This window comes from Pseudomonas sp. GZD-209 (genome assembly GCF_049310485.1).
Lineage (GTDB): Bacteria > Pseudomonadota > Gammaproteobacteria > Pseudomonadales > Pseudomonadaceae > Aquipseudomonas > Aquipseudomonas sichuanensis.
In genome coordinates this window covers 1-17,123 of sequence record NZ_JBMOWQ010000201.1, presented here as the reverse complement: position 1 = coordinate 17,123, position 17,123 = coordinate 1, and the positions used below count along the sequence as shown (strand labels likewise).

Below are 17,123 nucleotides of genomic sequence, written 5' to 3'. Positions count from 1 at the left end.
GGGCGGGGGTGGGTGCTGAAAGAGATGGGGAGGACAGGAAAGAAAACCCCCCCCCCCCCCCCCCCCCCCCCCCAGTACTTGTCACGGTTCACTTCAACGTGCAGCAACCGCCGCCCGCACCGCTTCGGCAAAACGCCCGGCCACTTCGTCGATCTGCTCGGCGCTGATGATCAACGGCGGCAAGAAGCGCACCACCGCGCCATGCCGCCCGCCCAGCTCGAGGATCAAGCCACGGCGCAGGCATTCACGCTGCACCTTCGGCGCCAGGGTGCGACAGGCCGGCGGATGGCCTTGGGCGTCGAGTTTGCCGGCCGGATCCACCAGTTCGACCCCCAGCATCAAGCCACGGCCACGGATGTCGCCCAGCTGCGGATAATCCTGCTGTAGGCGTTGCAGATGGCCACGCAGACGCTGGCCCATGGCTTCGGCGTGCTCGCACAGACGGTGCTCGACCAGGTAGTTGATCACCGCCGAGCCTGCGGCCATGGCCATCTGGTTGCCGCGGAAGGTGCCGGCATGGGCGCCCGGCGACCACAGGTCGAGCCAGTCGCGGTAGACCATCACCGCCAGCGGCAGGCTGCCACCGATGGCTTTCGATAGCGTGACCACATCCGGGACGATGCCGGCATGCTCGAAGGCGAACATCCGCCCGGTACGGGCAAAGCCGCTCTGGATCTCATCGACGATCAGCGCCACCCCGGCCTGCTCGGTGATCCGGCGCAAGCCACGCAGCCACTCGATGTCCGCCGGGATCACGCCGCCTTCGCCCTGCACCACCTCGACGATCACTGCCGCAGGCAGCGCAACGCCGGCCTCGGGATCATTCAGCAGGTTTTCCAGGTAATGCAGGTTGGCGCGCACGCCCGCCTCACCGCCCAGACCGAACGGGCAACGGTAGTCGTAAGGGTATGGCAGGAACTGCACGCCATTGTTGAGCAGCGCGCTCAGCGGCTTTTTCGGCCCCAGGCTGCCCATCAGGCTCTGCGCGCCCTGGGTCATGCCGTGGTAGGCCCCCTGGAACGCCAGCACCGTGCTGCGGCCGGTGGCGGTGCGCACCAGCTTCAGTGCGGCTTCCACCGCGTCGGTACCGGTCGGGCCGCAGAACTGGATCTTCGCCTCGCTGCGCAGCGCCTCGGGCAGCACCCCGAACAGGTCCTGGACGAAACGGTCCTTGACCGGGGTGGTCAGGTCCAGGGTGTGCAGCGGTAGCTCATCGGCCAGCACACGCTGGATCGCCTCGGTCACCACCGGGTGGTTGTGCCCCAGCGCCAGGGTGCCGGCGCCGGCCAGGCAGTCGATGAACTGGCGGCCCTCAACGTCCTCGACGTAGAGGCCACGGGCGCGCTTGAGTGCCAGCGGGATGCGCCGCGGGTAGCTGCGCGCGTTGGACTCCTGTTGCTGCTGGCGCAGCAGCAGGGGTGAGTCCGTGAATTCATACAGGGCCTGCGGCGCGTTGGCCGGCAGAACCTGGGCAAGGCTGGAAGCGGTCGACATCGAAAAAACCCTCGCAAGCAAGCGAATGTGCCCGCCACGCCCCTGTAACCGGATGTGTGTCGGGTTGTTATCGCTTGGAAAACGCTTGGGCGAGGTACGGATTTAGCGGTTGCGACGGGATTTGTTGTGGCAGTACCGCTCCCACAGGCGGACGTGCAAGTTCATTGTGGGAGCCGGCTTGCCGGCGATGAAGCCAACGCCGATCACTTGACCGAGCGCGCCGGCACATTCAACCATACCCGCAACCCATCGGCCTGGCTGTCGAAACGCAGGCTGCCCGCGCAACGCTGGGCAATGGCCTGGACGATCGCCAGGCCCAGGCCGCAACCGCCGCTCTGGCTGTTGCGCCAGAAGCGTTCGGTGAGGTGTTCGAGGTCTTCCTGGGCGATGCCCGGGCCATGGTCGCGCACCATGAAACCCACCTGCCCATCCCGCGCCTGCACTTCCAGCTCCACCGCCGCATCGCCACCGTGACGCAGGGCGTTGTCCAGCAGGTTACGCAGCGCCGCCACCGCCAAGGGTGCCGGCATGCCGAGGTAGACCTTGGCCGCCTCTTCCGGCAAGCGCAGCAGGATGCGCCGGTTATCACCACCGCCTGCGTCCTGAACCGCCTGCAAGGCCACCTGCTCGGCGCTGCACTGCACGCCGTCGTCGAACGACAGGCTGCCCTCGACCCGCGCCAGCATCAGCAGTTGTTCCAGCGTGCGGTGCATGCGGTCGGTGCCCTGCTCGGCGTGCTCCAGCGCCTGCTCGCGTACCGCGCCGTCGGTCATGCGGGCCACCTGCAGGTGGGTCTTGATCGCGGTCAGCGGGCTGCGCAGTTCGTGGGCGGCATCGTCGGTCAGGCGCCGCTCGCGCTCGAGGGTCTGGGCGATGCGCAGGAACAGCTGGTTCTGGGTGTCGAGCAACGGCTGCAGTTCGCTGGGCAGGCCCGCCACCTGCAACGGCTCGACACTGTCGGCGCGCCGCCTGCGCAACGCGTCGCGCATACGGTTGAGCGGTTCCAGGCCCTTGCCGAGGCCGATCCACAGCAGCCCCAGGCTACCCAGCAAGGCCATCAGCACCGGCGCCGAGGCGGCCAGCAGTATTGACTGGTTCAGCGCCTCGCGCTCCTGGTGGCGGTCAGCCGTGGTGATCCGTACATCGCCGTGGTTGTAGGTGAATGTGCGCCAGGAGGCGCCTTCGATGGTCTGGTCACGGAAGCCGCTGCGCTGGTCGTCCATCGCCCCGTCGTGCTTGTGGTTGCTGGCCAACACCTCACCGCGCAGCGAGCTGACCTGGCAGGCCATGCCGTCCGGCACGCTCAGTTGGTCGGCGGCAAAATGCGCCTCCTCGCCCTTGGCCGCCAGCGGCTGCGGCAACTGGTCGATGAGCCCGGCGACCATGCGTGCCGAGGCCACCAGGCGTTGGTCGAGGGAGAACATCATCTGCTGGCGCAGGTCGCGCAGCATCCACGCCGCCGCCAACGCCCAGATGACGATGAACACGCTGCCAAGGATCAGCGACAGCCGCACCCGCAGGCTCATGACGAAGCCCCCTCCGGCGCTTGCGCCGGCCCCAGCCGATAGCCCAGCCCGCGCACCGTCTCGACGATGCCATTGCCCAATTTGCGCCGCAGGTGGTGAATATGCACGTTCAACGCATTGCTCTCGACCTCGTCGCTGAAGCCGTAGACGCAGTCCTTGAGCTGTTCGCTGGACAGTACCCGCCCGGGGTTCTGCAACAGCGCCTGCAACAGTGCCTGCTCGCGACGCGACAGGTCGACCGGCTGCCCGGCCAGGGTGGCCATGCAGCTGCTCGGGTCATAGCACAGCGGGCCATGCTCGATCACGTTCACCGCCCGCCCCGCCACCCGCCGCACCAGGGTGTGCAGGCGCGCCGCCAGCTCGCGCAGGTCAAACGGCTTGAGCAGGTAGTCGTCGGCGCCGGCCTGCAGCCCATCGACCCGGTCGCTGACCGCGTCCCGCGCAGTCAGCACCAGCACCGGCAGCGCCTCGCCCTGTTGGCGCAGGCGGCGCAGCAGCTTCAGGCCGTCCTCGTCGGGTAGGCCCAGGTCGAGGATCATCACGTCGAACTGCGCGGCCTGCAGCATCTGCCGCGCCTGCGACGCATTGCCCACCCGGTCGACGGTGAAGCCCTGGGCCGTGAGCCCGGCGCAGATGCCGCTGGCGATCAAATCGTCGTCCTCGCAGAGCAGAACGTGCATGGTGGGGGCTCCTGGGGTGGGGAAGCGGGCTATTGAACAGCGTGGTCATTAAGGGGGGATTATGGGGCTCCGGCTGCCAGGATTAAAATCGCGTTTGCACTACCAGTGCCAATCGATACGATCTTGTACGTTACGCAGCGCCCACCAACAGAAACTCACAAAAAACCCTTTTACAGATAAGTTAAAGATACTTCTGAGCACCCAAAAAACCACACTCATCATCTGCATTTCAGCAATCCCCGCCAGAAGATACGAAAAGCCAATTAGCACCTCACCCACTTACAATTTATTCAGAACACAGCATCCAAAACTCATTACCCACCCCAGGCAATTGACTACGCAACTCCTACCTCGAGCCTTGAAATGGTCCGACACCCCAAATATCCAGAACAAAATGCATTAAGCAATTTCCGCCAGCACGGCCGATCAACTTTATAAAAACCCAGCCAATCATCTATTGCACTGCGCCATGCTTCTTGGCAAAACCTCTCATGCTGCCCCTATGCCGCCCTATAGCCAAAGTACTTCGCTCAAACGCCCAGAGGCCCCAACACATTGCCTGTAAAATAGCGACTTTTAACATCCGCTGCCGGTTCCAACCCACCGAAAAATGCGGCGACACGAAAATCAGCCGACAGCGCCTTGGCATAGGCTTGCATGGCAAACATCACATGCTCCACGTCGGCCGGAGCAACAGTATCGCAGGACAGTTCGACATCCACCGCATCCCCATACTTGAGCACTCTCAACAGCACGATAGCAAGGCTGATATGCTCCGACACCTGAAGGCCATGAAGTTGCGCTGTCAGGCACACATCACCTGCATGGGCAATGACTGCCTCGATCAGCTCAAGCACAGCGTCTGCGCTCGCTTGCAAATGCGCCAATACACCTGGCAAGTCGTCCATTGCGACCTGCTCAAACACAACCTCATAGGATTCAGACATTCAGAATCGATCCACAAGACACTTGAAAAGCCCCCGCCATTTTCAGCCGCACGCGATGACCTTCAGTCGATGGCGTGACAGTGAGTGCTTCAAGGATTTGCGTCAACTAATCAGTGGCTATCTTTTGCAGAAAACTCGCGACTTCAGACTTAAGCATTTCATCGTCGAGCTCATATTCCTCCCTTGAATCATCTGGCTCATACATATCCGCAGCACAAAAAATACTGGACAGACATTCGCTCAGAGCAGGCTCATCGAGCTGAAGGATATTCCTGTCTCGCTCTATTTTCCAAAGCTCAATATACGCCTCAGAAAAAATTTCGGCCGTAAGCCTTCCCGCCACATACGATCTTGCAAATTCCAAGATAGTCAAACTCATCGGAGAACTCCATTTTTAATAAAATTATCAAACTGCTGAGTTCCTGGCGAAAGCTTAAAGCCCGTAACAAAGTTTCCTGATGCATCGAGCACAACAGCGTTATTGGTGGTCGAATTAAAGAACACTTTGGAATTTTTTACAAATCCGTATGTGCCTTGCTGAGTCGTAGCAGTGGCGCTCATGTGAGCTTTGATTGCAGACTCATACTGAGCAAGTGTTTCAGAGTTCTTCTTTGTAGTCACCACGCCAAAATCAGAAGCATGCTTGAATTTTTTATCGAGCTGCTTCTGGGCAACACCAGTCAAGGCCTCAGCAACACTATTACCTTTTACCCCCACAACCAACAGATCGGCGCCAAACTTCGCCTCCAGGGCAGCCAGCGCTTCTTTGGAAAGCTTCCCGCCGATGCGCTGTACAGCAGCCGTTTTACCCGCTGCCGAAGGGAACATCAAGTCGATGGCGATCTCGGCGTATTGCTCCCACCGCTCTGTCTCGAATAACGTCTCCCTGATGCTTCCAGGTGAAAATTCAGCACCCAGGAATGCAAGCACGTCCGGGTTGAGTTCCTTGATGCTCGACACCTCACCATCGGCAATCTTGCGCAGATCGACCAACACGGTGTCAGCATCGAGGTTGAGGTACTTGCCCTGCGCTTGCAGTACTTGCAGCCCACGCTCCAGGCGCTCTTTCGCTTGTCGGTGGACCTGCTGGTTGTATGCCGTGGCATATTTCGCAATCTCGGCGCCTGTAGACAAGTCGCCATCCACTGCTACCGCCGCCAACACCCCGACAATCTGGGATGCCATCAACTCGAGATTCTCCTTGCCCCCGACCATTTTCGACAAGGCCTTGCTCAACGCCTCGTTGGCACCGGCAGCCAGCGCACCGGTCATGAAGTCGCTTCCCGATGCCTCGGCAACCAGACCACCAAACAAGGCATGCGCCATGACTTTCTGCGGGCTGCCGTCAGGGTACTTGCCCAAGGACCAGTCGCCGATCATGTTGAAACCGATGGCCATGCCGACATTACCGGCCTGGACGATCAAGTTGCCATTCAGGTTCTCGGAGAAACTACCGCCCTTGACCACCGTTTCCAGCCCGGCCTGCAGGGCACCCTGGGTAGCTGCATAGCCACCGAAGCGAACGATGTCCGCCATACTGCTGAGATCGAAGCCCTTGGTGATCTTGGTGGCATTGTCGGTGGACACACCAAATGCCTGGTCGAGCTGGGGCGTGATCAGGTACGCCGAGGCAGCGGCAATGGCGTAGCTCTGCAGATTGTCCTTGCTCAGGGCAAACTTGAGGCTTTGGCCAACATCGCCACCATTGTTGATCGTCCCCACGGCGAGATTGCTGGCGAATGCGCCCATCAGCGGCCCCAGGTATGCCGCCGCGACAATCGCGATCAACATCGACGGCGCGGCGCCCAGGCCTGACTGGCTGTATTTGAAGGACTCATGGATCTCCTTCACTTGTCGCCAGTCGATATCACCGCGTTTTTCCGCCTCTTTCAACCAAGCCAGGCGTGGGTTGGCGCCGACCATGGCATCGATGCTCTGAGCAACACTTTTCTGGTCGATCTGCCTGATGTCGATCCTGACGCCATCGACAGCCTGGATAATCAGTTCACCCTCGGTGTGAAGCTCGCTCTGGACCAGGGTTTCATCGGTGTTGCCCTTGCCCTTCGCACTGTTCCAGGCCAGATCTCCCTTGGATTTGGTATGAGTCTCGTCATGCAGATCCTTCACACCCTCGAAGGTGATGGCGCCGCCACTGATCAAGGCCAGGTCGTTGCCGCTGTCGAGCTTGGCCACCTGATAGCGTTGGTCGCCCATGCTCATCAGCGTCAGTTCGCCACCCGCGGTGATTTCGCTACCGACATGGATGATGCGGGTGACTTCGTCGCGTCGGGCCTGCTTGGCCCCCCAGCTACCCATCTTGCTTATGTCGTAGAGCGTGTAGTCACGCTCCTGGCCGGCAATCAGGTTGAGGTCGTTACCAGCGTAGAGATAGGCCTCGTCACCGGCCTTGAGCTTACTTGCGATCAGGTTGACGTCATGACCGGCCCTGATCTCCAGGTCATCACCGGCAGTCAGGCTGGCGGCGACTTGGCGGCTGTGTTCGGCGATTTCGTGAACCTTCTTGCCGCCTTTCTTGTAACGGCTCTCGACGTTGTGCACATCCTCGCCGGCGACGACATTGATATCGCCTTCGGCGCTGGCATCCAGGTTCTTGCCGGCGTTGGCGCTACTGGCCACGACATTGAGGTTGCCGCCAGCCTTGAGCGTGACATTGCCGGCGGCCTCCAGGCTGGACCCGAGGTTGGTCAAAGTCTCCTCGGTACGCAGCCCCCGGCGCAGGGCTTCGCGGGTGACGGTATGGTCCTGTACGGCGAGCAGGTTGATGTCGCCACCGGCCTGCGCCGTCAGGTCACCCCCGCTGCTGATTCGACCTTTGTTGGTCAGGTCACGGGCGGCATTTATCGTCAGACCACCGCGCGCACTGATCAGCGACCCGGCATCCACGCGAGTCTGGCTGCCAGAACCGACCGCTACTTCGGTGGCGGTGCGGTCGTTGAGGATGTCGCCCTTGAGCGACACCAGGCTCACCTGGTTGCCACGGATTTCACCCGCCAGGGCGTTGCGCAGGCTGTCCCGGGCCAGCAGCGCCAGGTTTTCGTTGGCCTGAGCCAGGCCGCCCTGGTACAGGCTGCCGCCGGCGACGGCGCTGAGATCGCTGCTCGCCCGCAAGGTGCCGACGTTCTTCAGGTCGTGGCCGGTAACCAATTGCAGGTCGCGCCCCTGGACCAGGCTGCCGCCGCGCAAGTTGCGCGAATCGACCTTGGCCAGGTAGAGCACCGGGGCGAGTACTTGCTCGCCCTCAACCTCGCGCGTTTCCATCCACACGATGTCATGGCTTAGCGCGGCGACCTGCTCTTCACTCAAACGCACGCCCACGGCCAACCCAAGGGCATCCTTGCTGGCCACGGCGTTGTCCATCAGGTACTTGAACTGCTCGTAGTCGCTGCTCAGCCCATCGGCGAGGAAGCGCTGGCCGGTCTGTGCACGCACCGCGTCAGCGACCAGGCGGGTTTCGTAGCGGCCGTCACCGAGACGACGCCAAGCCTGGTCGGGGTCGAAACCAAGATGGCCGAGCAGATAATCCGAGGCCATGAATCGGCCCAGGTCGGTGAGTTCGGGGTTGGTCTCGATCAGGTAACTGGCGGTTGGGTTCTGGTTGCGGACGAACAGGCCATACTCGCCCTGGGGCAGGCGGAAGCTCGGCAGCGCGGTCGGGTCGACGCCAACGAAAGGCGTGCCGCTGAAATCGACCGGGACGAAGCTGACCTGGGTACTGCCGTCGGCAGCGAGGGTTTCGATCCGCTTGACGTCGGTGGGCAGGCCCGGATCGCCAGCCTGGGTGCCCAGGGTGATCTGTATGTCGCCCGCACCTGTTGCCGCGCTGTCCAGCGTCTTGCCGGTAAGCTGGGTATGGCTATGCGCATCAAGGGTGCCGTTGACCAGTTCGCTGCTGACGTTCAGCGCCAGTTTGCCGCCAGCCTGGATGCTGCCAGCGTAAGCGGTGTCGGTACCCGGCAGCACCTGGCTGGTCCTGCTCGACACCGGATACTGGGTAACCTCGGTGGGGAGCGGCGCCTGCTGCTCAATGGGTAGCCCGGCGTATTGCGCGTTCCAGGCGTGGGTGGCGGCTTCGGCGGCGCGGTAGGCGCTCTGGCTGACACCCGGCAGCCAATGGCTGATTTCCTCGATCCGGTTGTCCAGCGTCAGGCCACGGTTATAGAAGTTCTGGGCCTCGGCCGTAAGATCGCCGTTGGCTGCCAGCAGGCTCTGGCGGTTGTCCACCGTGGTGGCCTCAAGGGTCATGTCGCGGTTGGCCAGCAAGCGCGCGGCGGGTGAATCGCTGGCCACTTTGCCCTTGTAGGTGGTCGTAACGATGTAAGTGCCCGTGTGGCGGCCACCGCTGCAGTCGGTGCAGTTGATGCGGATGAAACGGTTGGCGATGGTTTCGCCGTGGACGAATTTCGCCTTCGCGTTCTCCAGGTAATCGACTTTGATGTCGATGTTGCCCTCGCTCTCGATGCTGCCCGAGAGGTTCCTCAGGCTGGCAGCCTTGCCGCCGTCGAGTGCTGCAAAGCTCAGGTCGCCCTTGCTGTAGATATCGCCGTAATGGTTGAGCAGGCTCACGCCGCGCAGTTCCAGCGGGCCGCCGGCGAACAGCAGGCTGTCCTGCTGGTTGGTGATTGCGCCGCGGGCATGCAGGGTCGCCTTGCCCTGGGCGCCGAGGGTGCCCTGGTTATCGATACTGGCGGCGGTGATGGCCAGGGTCTGGCTGCTGGTCAGCCGGCCACGGTTTCTCAACGCCCCATCCAGCGTCAGTGTCATCGCCTCCTTGCTGGCGATACGGCCACCGTCCTGGGTCAGGTTGTTGCCGCTGATAGCCATGGCCTTGAGGCTGGAGAACAGGCCCTGGTTGATCAGGTCGCCGGTCATCTCCAGGGTCAGCTTGCCGTCGCTGACCAGCTCCCCGGCATTGCTCAGTTGCACGCCAGCCAGGCGCAGGTCGCCGGCGCTGGCGATGCGCTCGCCGCTGTTCAGAGTCAGGCGCTGCAGGCTCCTGATGTCCAGGCTGGCATTGGTGTGCCAGGTGCCGATGCCGTCGACGCTGCCGAAGGTCCAGGTGCCGCTGCCCAGGCCACTGACCGTCCCCTGGCTGCCGCTGAGGCTGGCCGCCTGCATCAGCAGGTTGCCCTGGGCCACGTGTTCGAGGGTACCGCCCTGGTTCAACAGGCTGGCAGCCTTGACCTCAAGGTCGGTGCTGACACTGGCGATGCGGCCACCGCGGTTGTCCAGTTCGCCGCCCAGCTCGATGCGGGTCTTGTCGCCGGCATGGGCGATAACTCGCCCGTTCTGGCTGTTGTCCAGGGTCTGGCCATCGAGCTCGATGGCCTGGCTGGCTTCGATCAGACCGTTCTGGTTGATCAGGCGCTGCACCGTCAGCTGCTGGTTGCCGGCCAGGCTGGCCAGGGTGCCGCCGCTGTTGTCGGCATCGCCGGCCACCTGGGTGATGGCGCTGGCGGTCAGGCTGCCCTGCTGGTTGTCCAGGCGCCCTGCCCCGAGCAGCAGCTCGGCCAGCGAACCGCCGGCCAGCAACTTGCCTTGCTGGTTGCGCACGGTCGAGGCCTTGATCAACAGGCCATCGCTGCCGGCCAGCACCTGCCCACCGACCCGGTTGTCGACTGTGTCGGCGGTCAGTTCCAGGCGGCTGCCCAGCAGTTGGCCGGCGCGGTTGTCGAGGGTGCCATTGCGGACAGTGGCCTTCACCGCCTGCTGGCCAACCACAACGCCGCCCTGGTTATCGATGCTGGCGGCGGTAATGTCCACGCCGCCGGCGGTCGCCTGCAAGCGTCCGCCACGGTTGTCCAGGGTGTCGCTGACGGTCACCGCCAGGTCGCGGCTGGCCACGATCTGGCCGCTGTTGACCAGGCCGGTGCTGGTGAGGCTCAGATCGGCGCTGTCGTTGCGGTGCTTGTCCGCCTCGACCCCGGCCTCGATCACCCCTTGGTTGCGCACCTGCGCACCGTCCACCTTCACGTGCTGGCGCGCTGCCAGGCTATGGCGCACCTGCACATCACCGCTGCTGTGCACACTGGCGTTGCGCCCGGCGTAGGTGCTGCCGGTCAGCTCCACTTCGTCGGCCTTGAGCTTTACATCGCGGCCAGCGCTGGCGTTGGCCAAGGTCAGCTTGCCGCTGGCGTCGATGTCCAGGTCGCCGGCATCCACCGCCATATCGCCAGCCAAGCGCACGCCCACGCCCTGCTCGGTGCCCACCAGGCGGATCGCCCCGGCGTACATGCCGCCCAGCGCCGTACTGTCGATGGCCAGGCTCGGCGCCGCGCTGCCGTCACTGGCACGGGCAGTGGCCTTGAGAGTGTTGGCATCGACGTCGTTGCGCCCGGTAACGATGTCCAGCTGTTTGGCGTGCAGCTTGGCGTTGACCTTGGCGCTGCGGGTGATCAGCTCGAAGCGGTCGACGTTGCGCGCGTCCAAACCAGTGCCTTCGATGGCGATGGTGCCGCCGTCGACCTGGTAGCTGCGCACCTGGCCGTTGCCGTCGAGGATCGGCTTGCCGGTGCTCAGGGTCACCCGCGGGGTGTTGATGAAGCCGCAGCCATCGCAGGTGATGCCATGGGGGTTGGCGACGATCACCCGGGCGCTCTGCCCGGCCACCTCGGTGAAGCCGCGCAGGTGGCTGGGGTTGCTGCCGTTCACTTCGTTGAGAATGGTGCTCGCCGCCGCGCCCTGCAGGTTGGGGTTGCCGAGGATGATCCCGCCCAGTTGCGTGCTTTGCGTGCGCCCGGTGGCGTTGTTGAGGATCAGGCCTTCGCGACCGACGTTGTAGTCGCTGAACTGGTTGTGCGACAGGCCGCTGCCGTTGGGCGCGGCGATGTTGACGATGGGAACGCCATTGCCGGCCTGGCCGAGGCTGGTGCCCGGCCTGCTGACCGCGATGCCGTCGGCCTGGGCCCACAGCGGCTGCCAGAACATGACGTTGGCCAGCAGCAAAGCCAGGGCGCGCTTGGGCAGGCCGCAGAACTGCTCACGGAGCTGAATGGCGGCCGAAGGGCGGCCAGCCAGGAAGGCAAAGAAGCGAACGTCCATGTGAGGTCTCGCGAATCAGCGGTTCAGATGAAGAAGTCGAAACGGAAGAACACGGGGCGTTCTTTCTCGGTCAGCACGCCGGGGCGTTCCAGGGTGTGGGCGAAGGTCACACTGGTGCCGACGTGCTCGCCCCGAGCGATAAGTTGCAGCGCATGGCTGCTGGCGCGGCCATGGAATTCGCCGTTGTAGCGGTCATTGCTGATCACCCCGACGTCGTAGCCCAGGCCCATTCCGTACTGGTTGAACACGGCGCGCAGCGGCTGCCAGGCGACCGGGCGGGTCCAGCGCAGGTCGCTGCGCCAGTAGCCGCCGCTGTCGCCCGACAGCGACTGCTCGCGCAGGCCGCGGATCGAGCCCAGCCCGCCCAGGCTGATGCGCTGCGGGCTGAACAGCACGTCCTCGCTGTGCTGCCCGGTGGCCAGGCTGCTGAAGCTCAGTTGCTCGCCCCACAGCTCGAAGCCCTGGATGAAGCTGACGGTGGCGCTGTACTTGCGGTAGCGCGCCACCGGCTCGCCCGGGCGCGGGTGGCCGTTGCCCTGGACGTCGAAGGCGCCGGTGCCTTGCTGCAGGCCCAGGTCGAGGTTGACGAAAGCGTTACCCAGGCGCCGGCCATGGTTGATGCCGAACTGCGCTTCACTGAGGCGGTTGCTGCTGCCGCGCAGGCGGCTGTCTTCGATGTAGTGGTTGGTGCGCAGGTGGGACATGCCGGCGCTGAGCGAAGTCTTGCTGGTGGCGTCGCGGTGCACCACGCGCTCGGCACGCAACTGGTGGCTCTGGCCGTCGCCACTCTGCTTGAAAGCAAAGCCCTGGGCGAAGATCGGCGAGCGGTATTCGCTCTCCCTGTAGCTGTAGCTGAAGTTCCACCAGCCCCAGGGCAGGTTGTACCAGAGCATGCCGTTTTTCGAGCCCTGGGTATGGTCGCTGACCACGTCGTGGCCGCCACGCAGCACCAACTGGTCGGCCAGGCCCAGCGGGCTGTCCCACTCCAGGCCTAAGTTGAGCATCTGCTCGCCGGTGCTGGGCTGGCCTTCGTTGTTGCGCGACAACGAGGCGCGCCAGGGCTTTTGTGGCTGGTTGCGCACCAGCACCTCGGTGCCGCCGACCGCCTTGCCGGGGGCCAGCTCCATCTGCGCCTGGTTCGACGGCAGGCGGTTGAGCTGGTCGACCATCTGCTCGATCTCGCGCAGGTTCAGCGACTCGCCGCGGCTGCCGGGGAAGGTCATGCCCAGCTCGCGGGTGGACAGGCCACTGCCCTCGGCCGGGCGCAGGCCTTCGAGCCGGCCTTCCACCACCGACACCTGCAGGTGGCCGGCGGAAAGGTCCTGCTGCGGCAGGTAGGCACGGCTGGTGACCATGCCGCGCTCCAGGTACAGGTTGGTGATGGCCTTGAGCAAGTCGTTGAGCTGGCTGACGCCCAGGCACTGGCCGATGAAGGGTTTGAGTACTTGCGTACGGTCGGCTGCCGACAGGCTGTCGGCGCGCTTGAGGTCGATGCTGCGGATGTCGAAGCAGCGCTGCGCCGGTGCACGCTCCTGGGGCGCAGGGCCTTCGGCCTTGCCGGGCAGGTTGCGCAGCTCTTCGAGGCGCCGCTGCTGCTCTTCGAGCAAGCGGTTCTGACGTTCGCGGATCAACTCCTGATCGCCGGACGAGGCCCAGGCCAATACGCTGCCAAAGCTGCCCAGCAAAATGCAAAACACCAAACGCCATGCAAGTAGACTGTTCATGTTCCTCCCTGAAACAGCATTCACTTCCACGATTGGCATCTCCAGCACCCCGAATTGCAGGTGGGCTGGAAACCTGAAAAAGCGAAGCTAGAGGAACAATCCCGGGCTCGATAGAGGGAGAACGGCGCGAAACAGGCATTAGAGAAACCAGCTACCAACTTCGACGAACGCGGCTACAAGCTGGACTTTGAACAGACAAAATGTTGCACGAAACCAGCAGGCAAACCTTGCCTGTCATCCCCCACACTCCCGGTTTAACCTTCAGTTAATGCCTCCCGGCCAGCATGGCCGCATTCCAAGCTCTGCCAAGGCCTCGACATGCGTGTGCTCCTGCTCTTCCTGACCTTTCTGCTCGCCGGCCCGCTCCAGGCCAACCCGTTTGCCGCCAAACCGGACTTCCTGCCGGTGAACCAGGCCTTCGTGCTGACCCACGACCGCCTCGCCAACGGCCAGGTGCGCCTGCATTTCCAGATCCAGGACGGCTATTACCTCTACCAGAAGCGCCTGAAGTTCGACGGCCTGCCGCCTGAGCAGCACCCGCAGCTGCCCCAGGCCGAAAACCATCACGACGAGTTCTTCGGCGACAGCGCGGTGTATCGCACCGAGTTGGAGCTGCTGTTGCCGGCCAACGCCAGTGGCGAGCTGCGCCTGGGCTGGCAGGGCTGCGCCGACGCCGGGCTGTGCTACCCGCCGCAAACCACGCCGATCGCCCTGGGTGGCACCCAGGCGCCGACGCCGGGCGCTGAGCAGGCCAGCGACCAGGCCCTGGCCGGCACGCTGCAGCAGAGCAACCTGGCCTGGAGCCTGCTGGCATTTTTCGGCCTGGGCCTGCTGCTGGCCTTCACCCCGTGTTCGCTGCCGATGCTGCCGATCCTCGCCGGGCTGGTCATGGGCAATGGCGCCAGCGCCCGCCGTGGCTGGGTTCTGGCCGGCGTGTATGTGCTGAGCATGGCACTGGTGTATGCCGCGCTGGGGGTGGTCGCCGCGCTGCTGGGCGCCAGCCTGCAGGCCTGGTTGCAGCAGCCGTGGCTGCTGGGCAGCCTGGCGGCGCTGTTCGTGCTGCTGGCCCTGCCGATGTTCGGGGCCTTCGAGTTGCAGCTGCCAGTGGCGCTGCGTGATCGCCTGGACCGCGCCGGGCAAGGCACCCGCGGCGGCAACCTGTATGGCGCGGCACTGCTCGGCGCGTTGTCGGGTTTGCTGATGGGCCCGTGCATGACCGCGCCGCTGGCGGGCGCGCTGCTGTATATCGCGCAAAGCGGCGATGTGCTGCACGGGGCGCTGGTGCTGTTCAGCCTCGGGCTGGGCATGGGCGTGCCGCTGATGTTGCTGGTGACCCTGGGCAACCGCTACCTGCCGCGCCCAGGCGCCTGGATGAACCTGGTCAAGGGCCTGTTCGGCTTCGTGTTCCTGGCCATGGCCCTGTACACCGTGCGCACCCTGCTGGCCGAGCCCTTGCTCCTGGCCCTGGCCGGCGCTTGGCTGATCGCCCTGGGCTGGGCCGCCTGGCCGGCCCTGCATCGTTTACCTGCCCTGCGCGCGGTGCCGCTGCTGGGGGCCCTGTGGGGCGGCCTGCTGCTGGTCGGTGCGGCGGCGGGTGGCAGCAACCTGTGGCAGCCGCTGCAGCCCTTCGCGGGCAATACCCAAAGTGCCGTACAGGCCACCGCGCATGACGCCTTCGTCACGATCAGCAACCCTGTCGACCTGCAGCGCGAGCTCGATGCCGCCAAGGCCCGTGGCCAGTGGGTGCTGGTGGACTACTATGCCGACTGGTGCGTGTCGTGCAAGGTCATGGAAAAACAGGTGTTTGGCCGTGCCGATGTGCAGGCCAGCCTCGACGGCGTGCACCTGCTGCGCCTGGATGTCACCGCCGACTCGCCGGCCAGCCGCGAGCTGCTGCAGCGCTACCAGGTGCCAGGCCCGCCCAGCCTGATCTGGGTCGGCCCGGAAGGCGACGAACGCCGCGCCCGGCGCATCACCGGCGAAATCGACGCCGCCGGTTTCCTGCAACACTGGGCCCAGACCAGGAGCCAAGGCTGATGCTGACCGTCACCCTCGGGCCATTGACCATGGCCCTGAACCACCTGCTGTTGCTCGCGGCGCTGGGCATCGCCTGCCTGGTCGGCTGGCGCGTGGCCAAGCGCGGTGGCGAGAACCCCGAGTCGGCGTTGTTCAATGTGTTTCTGCTGGGCTTGCTGTGTGCCCGTTTGGGCTTCGTCCTGGCCTACTGGCCGATGTACCGCGACGAGCCGTTGCAAGTCATCGATATCCGCGACGGTGGTTTCCTGCTCTGGGGCGGCCTGTTCGGCATCGTGCTGGGCACGCTCTGGCAGGGCTGGCGTCGCCCCGGTCTGCGCCGCCCACTGGGCTGGGCGCTGGCCAGCGGCGCGCTGTTCTGGGGGCTCGGCAGCCTGGGCAGCCACCTGTACAGCAAGGGCACCGAGCTGCCGCAGTTGACCCTGCGCGACAACCGCGGCCAGGCAGTGGCGCTGCACGACTACCGCGGGCGCCCGCTGGTGATCAATATCTGGGCCACCTGGTGCCCGCCTTGCCGCCGCGAAATGCCGGTGTTGCAGCAAGCCCAGCACGACTACCCCCACGTGACCTTCCTGTTCGTCAACCAGGGCGAAACCCCGGAGAACGTCAGCACCTTCATGGCCACCACCGGCCTGATGCTGTCCCATGTGCTGTTCGACGGCACCGGCGAGCTGGCGCGCAAGGTCGGCTCCATGGCCCTGCCCACCACCCTGTTCTACAACGCCGAAGGGCGGCTGGTCGGCAGCCACCTGGGCGAACTGTCGCGGGCCAGCCTGCGCCACGCCCTGGAACCCTTCGACCGCGCCGACGCGCCCGCCCCACAAGGAAACTGACATGCGATTGAATGCCCTGCTGCCCCTCACCCTCGCCCTGCTGGCCGCCCCCGCGCTGCAGGCCGAAGAACTGCCCAAGGCGATCCAGCAACTGCAAGCCAAGGGCGCGGTGATCAAAGGCAGCTTCAATGCCCCCGACGGCCTGCGTGGCTACGCTGCCGAGTACCAGAACAATGGCATCGCCCTGTACCTCACGGCCGACGGCAAGCATGTGCTGGTGGGCAGCCTGTTCGACGAGCAAGGCAAGGACCTCAGCGCCGAGCCCCTGGAGAAACTGGTGTACGCCCCGATGAGCAAGGCCATCTGGGCAAAGATGGAGAAGACCGCCTGGATTGCCGACGGCAAGGCCGATGCACCGCGCATCGTCTACCTGTTCAGCGACCCCAATTGCCCGTACTGCAACATGTTCTGGCAGCAGGCCCGGCCGTGGGTCGAGTCGGGCAAGGTGCAACTGCGCCATATCATGGTCGGCATCATCCGCGAGGACAGCCCGGGCAAGTCCGCCGCCCTGCTCGCCGCCAAGGACCCGAGCAAGGCCTTGCTTGCCCATGAGTCGGCGGGCAAGGCGAGCACGCTCAAGCCACTGGAGAAGGTGCCGGAAGCGGTGCAGAAGAAGCTCGACGCCAACCAGGCGCTGATGGAAGAGCTGGGGCTGGCGGCGACGCCGGCGATCTTCTTCCAGGATGAGCATGGGCAGTTGCAGAGCCAGCAAGGGGCGCCGCGGCCGGAGATGCTGGGCAAGATACTCGGCAAGCGCTGAAAATGATCGCGGGGCAAGCCCGCTCCCAAAAAACTTTTCACCAGCGGGGGGGGCAGAGATATACAC

At 64.4% G+C, this 17,123-nt stretch carries 10 protein-coding genes; 3 read left to right on the top strand and 7 right to left on the bottom strand.

Features of this window, described 5'->3' with window-relative positions:
* Positions 1 to 93: 93 nt before the first annotated feature.
* The 7 genes from ACO6VM_RS21260 to ACO6VM_RS21230 form a co-directional block, all read right to left on the bottom strand.
* On the bottom strand, positions 94 to 1,494 hold the full coding sequence (locus tag ACO6VM_RS21260) for an aspartate aminotransferase family protein (protein ID WP_422403783.1): 1,401 nt from the start codon (positions 1,492 to 1,494) through the stop codon (positions 94 to 96).
* Positions 1,495 to 1,697: 203 nt separating this feature from the next.
* Positions 1,698 to 3,020 (bottom strand): ATP-binding protein, encoded by a 1,323-nt coding sequence (locus ACO6VM_RS21255; RefSeq protein ID WP_125859477.1) that lies wholly within the window; start codon positions 3,018 to 3,020, stop codon positions 1,698 to 1,700.
* A complete protein-coding gene (locus ACO6VM_RS21250; protein WP_110994018.1) occupies positions 3,017 to 3,700 on the bottom strand; it encodes a response regulator in 684 nt (227 codons plus the stop codon). Before ACO6VM_RS21250 ends, ACO6VM_RS21255 begins: the two co-directional genes overlap by 4 nt.
* A 530-nt stretch (positions 3,701 to 4,230) precedes the next feature.
* Entirely contained in the window at positions 4,231 to 4,647 is a 417-nt protein-coding gene (locus ACO6VM_RS21245) for a hypothetical protein (protein ID WP_422403782.1), read from the bottom strand.
* Positions 4,648 to 4,753: 106 nt separating this feature from the next.
* Positions 4,754 to 5,026, bottom strand: coding sequence for a colicin immunity domain-containing protein (locus tag ACO6VM_RS21240; protein WP_422403781.1), 273 nt, complete (start codon positions 5,024 to 5,026; stop codon positions 4,754 to 4,756).
* Entirely contained in the window at positions 5,023 to 11,706 is a 6,684-nt protein-coding gene (locus ACO6VM_RS21235) for a DUF637 domain-containing protein (RefSeq protein ID WP_422403780.1), read from the bottom strand. Before ACO6VM_RS21235 ends, ACO6VM_RS21240 begins: the two co-directional genes overlap by 4 nt.
* Before the next feature lie 23 nt (positions 11,707 to 11,729).
* Positions 11,730 to 13,430: a ShlB/FhaC/HecB family hemolysin secretion/activation protein gene (locus tag ACO6VM_RS21230; RefSeq protein ID WP_422403779.1), complete on the bottom strand. Its 1,701-nt coding sequence runs from the start codon at positions 13,428 to 13,430 to the stop codon at positions 11,730 to 11,732.
* Positions 13,431 to 13,748: 318 nt separating this feature from the next.
* Here ACO6VM_RS21230 and dsbD point away from each other — a divergent pair, with 318 nt between their 5' ends.
* The 3 genes from dsbD to dsbG are packed head-to-tail and all read left to right on the top strand — an operon-like array spanning position 13,749 to position 17,057.
* Positions 13,749 to 15,467 carry a protein-disulfide reductase DsbD gene (gene dsbD, locus ACO6VM_RS21225; RefSeq protein ID WP_422403778.1) on the top strand — a complete coding sequence of 573 codons (1,719 nt, stop codon included), beginning with the start codon at positions 13,749 to 13,751 and terminating at the stop codon, positions 15,465 to 15,467.
* Positions 15,467 to 16,297 (top strand): prolipoprotein diacylglyceryl transferase family protein, encoded by an 831-nt coding sequence (locus ACO6VM_RS21220; protein ID WP_422403777.1) that lies wholly within the window; start codon positions 15,467 to 15,469, stop codon positions 16,295 to 16,297. The genes dsbD and ACO6VM_RS21220 overlap by 1 nt, the downstream gene beginning before the upstream one ends.
* 1 nt (position 16,298) lies before the next feature.
* Positions 16,299 to 17,057 (top strand): thiol:disulfide interchange protein DsbG, encoded by a 759-nt coding sequence (dsbG, locus tag ACO6VM_RS21215; protein ID WP_422403776.1) that lies wholly within the window; start codon positions 16,299 to 16,301, stop codon positions 17,055 to 17,057.
* The last annotated feature ends 66 nt before the right edge of the window (positions 17,058 to 17,123 follow it).

Bases quoted from the DNA above. Each gene is read 5' to 3' on its own strand.
- ACO6VM_RS21260 (WP_422403783.1), bottom strand. From the start codon at position 1,494: ATGTCGACCGCTTCCAGCCTTGCCCAGGTTCTGCCGGCCAACGCGCCG.
- ACO6VM_RS21255 (WP_125859477.1), bottom strand. From the start codon at position 3,020: ATGAGCCTGCGGGTGCGGCTGTCGCTGATCCTTGGCAGCGTGTTCATC.
- ACO6VM_RS21250 (WP_110994018.1), bottom strand. From the start codon at position 3,700: ATGCACGTTCTGCTCTGCGAGGACGACGATTTGATCGCCAGCGGCATC.
- ACO6VM_RS21245 (WP_422403782.1), bottom strand. From the start codon at position 4,647: ATGTCTGAATCCTATGAGGTTGTGTTTGAGCAGGTCGCAATGGACGAC.
- ACO6VM_RS21240 (WP_422403781.1), bottom strand. From the start codon at position 5,026: ATGAGTTTGACTATCTTGGAATTTGCAAGATCGTATGTGGCGGGAAGG.
- ACO6VM_RS21235 (WP_422403780.1), bottom strand. From the start codon at position 11,706: ATGGACGTTCGCTTCTTTGCCTTCCTGGCTGGCCGCCCTTCGGCCGCC.
- ACO6VM_RS21230 (WP_422403779.1), bottom strand. From the start codon at position 13,430: ATGAACAGTCTACTTGCATGGCGTTTGGTGTTTTGCATTTTGCTGGGC.
- dsbD (WP_422403778.1), top strand. From the start codon at position 13,749: ATGCGTGTGCTCCTGCTCTTCCTGACCTTTCTGCTCGCCGGCCCGCTC.
- ACO6VM_RS21220 (WP_422403777.1), top strand. From the start codon at position 15,467: ATGCTGACCGTCACCCTCGGGCCATTGACCATGGCCCTGAACCACCTG.
- dsbG (WP_422403776.1), top strand. From the start codon at position 16,299: ATGCGATTGAATGCCCTGCTGCCCCTCACCCTCGCCCTGCTGGCCGCC.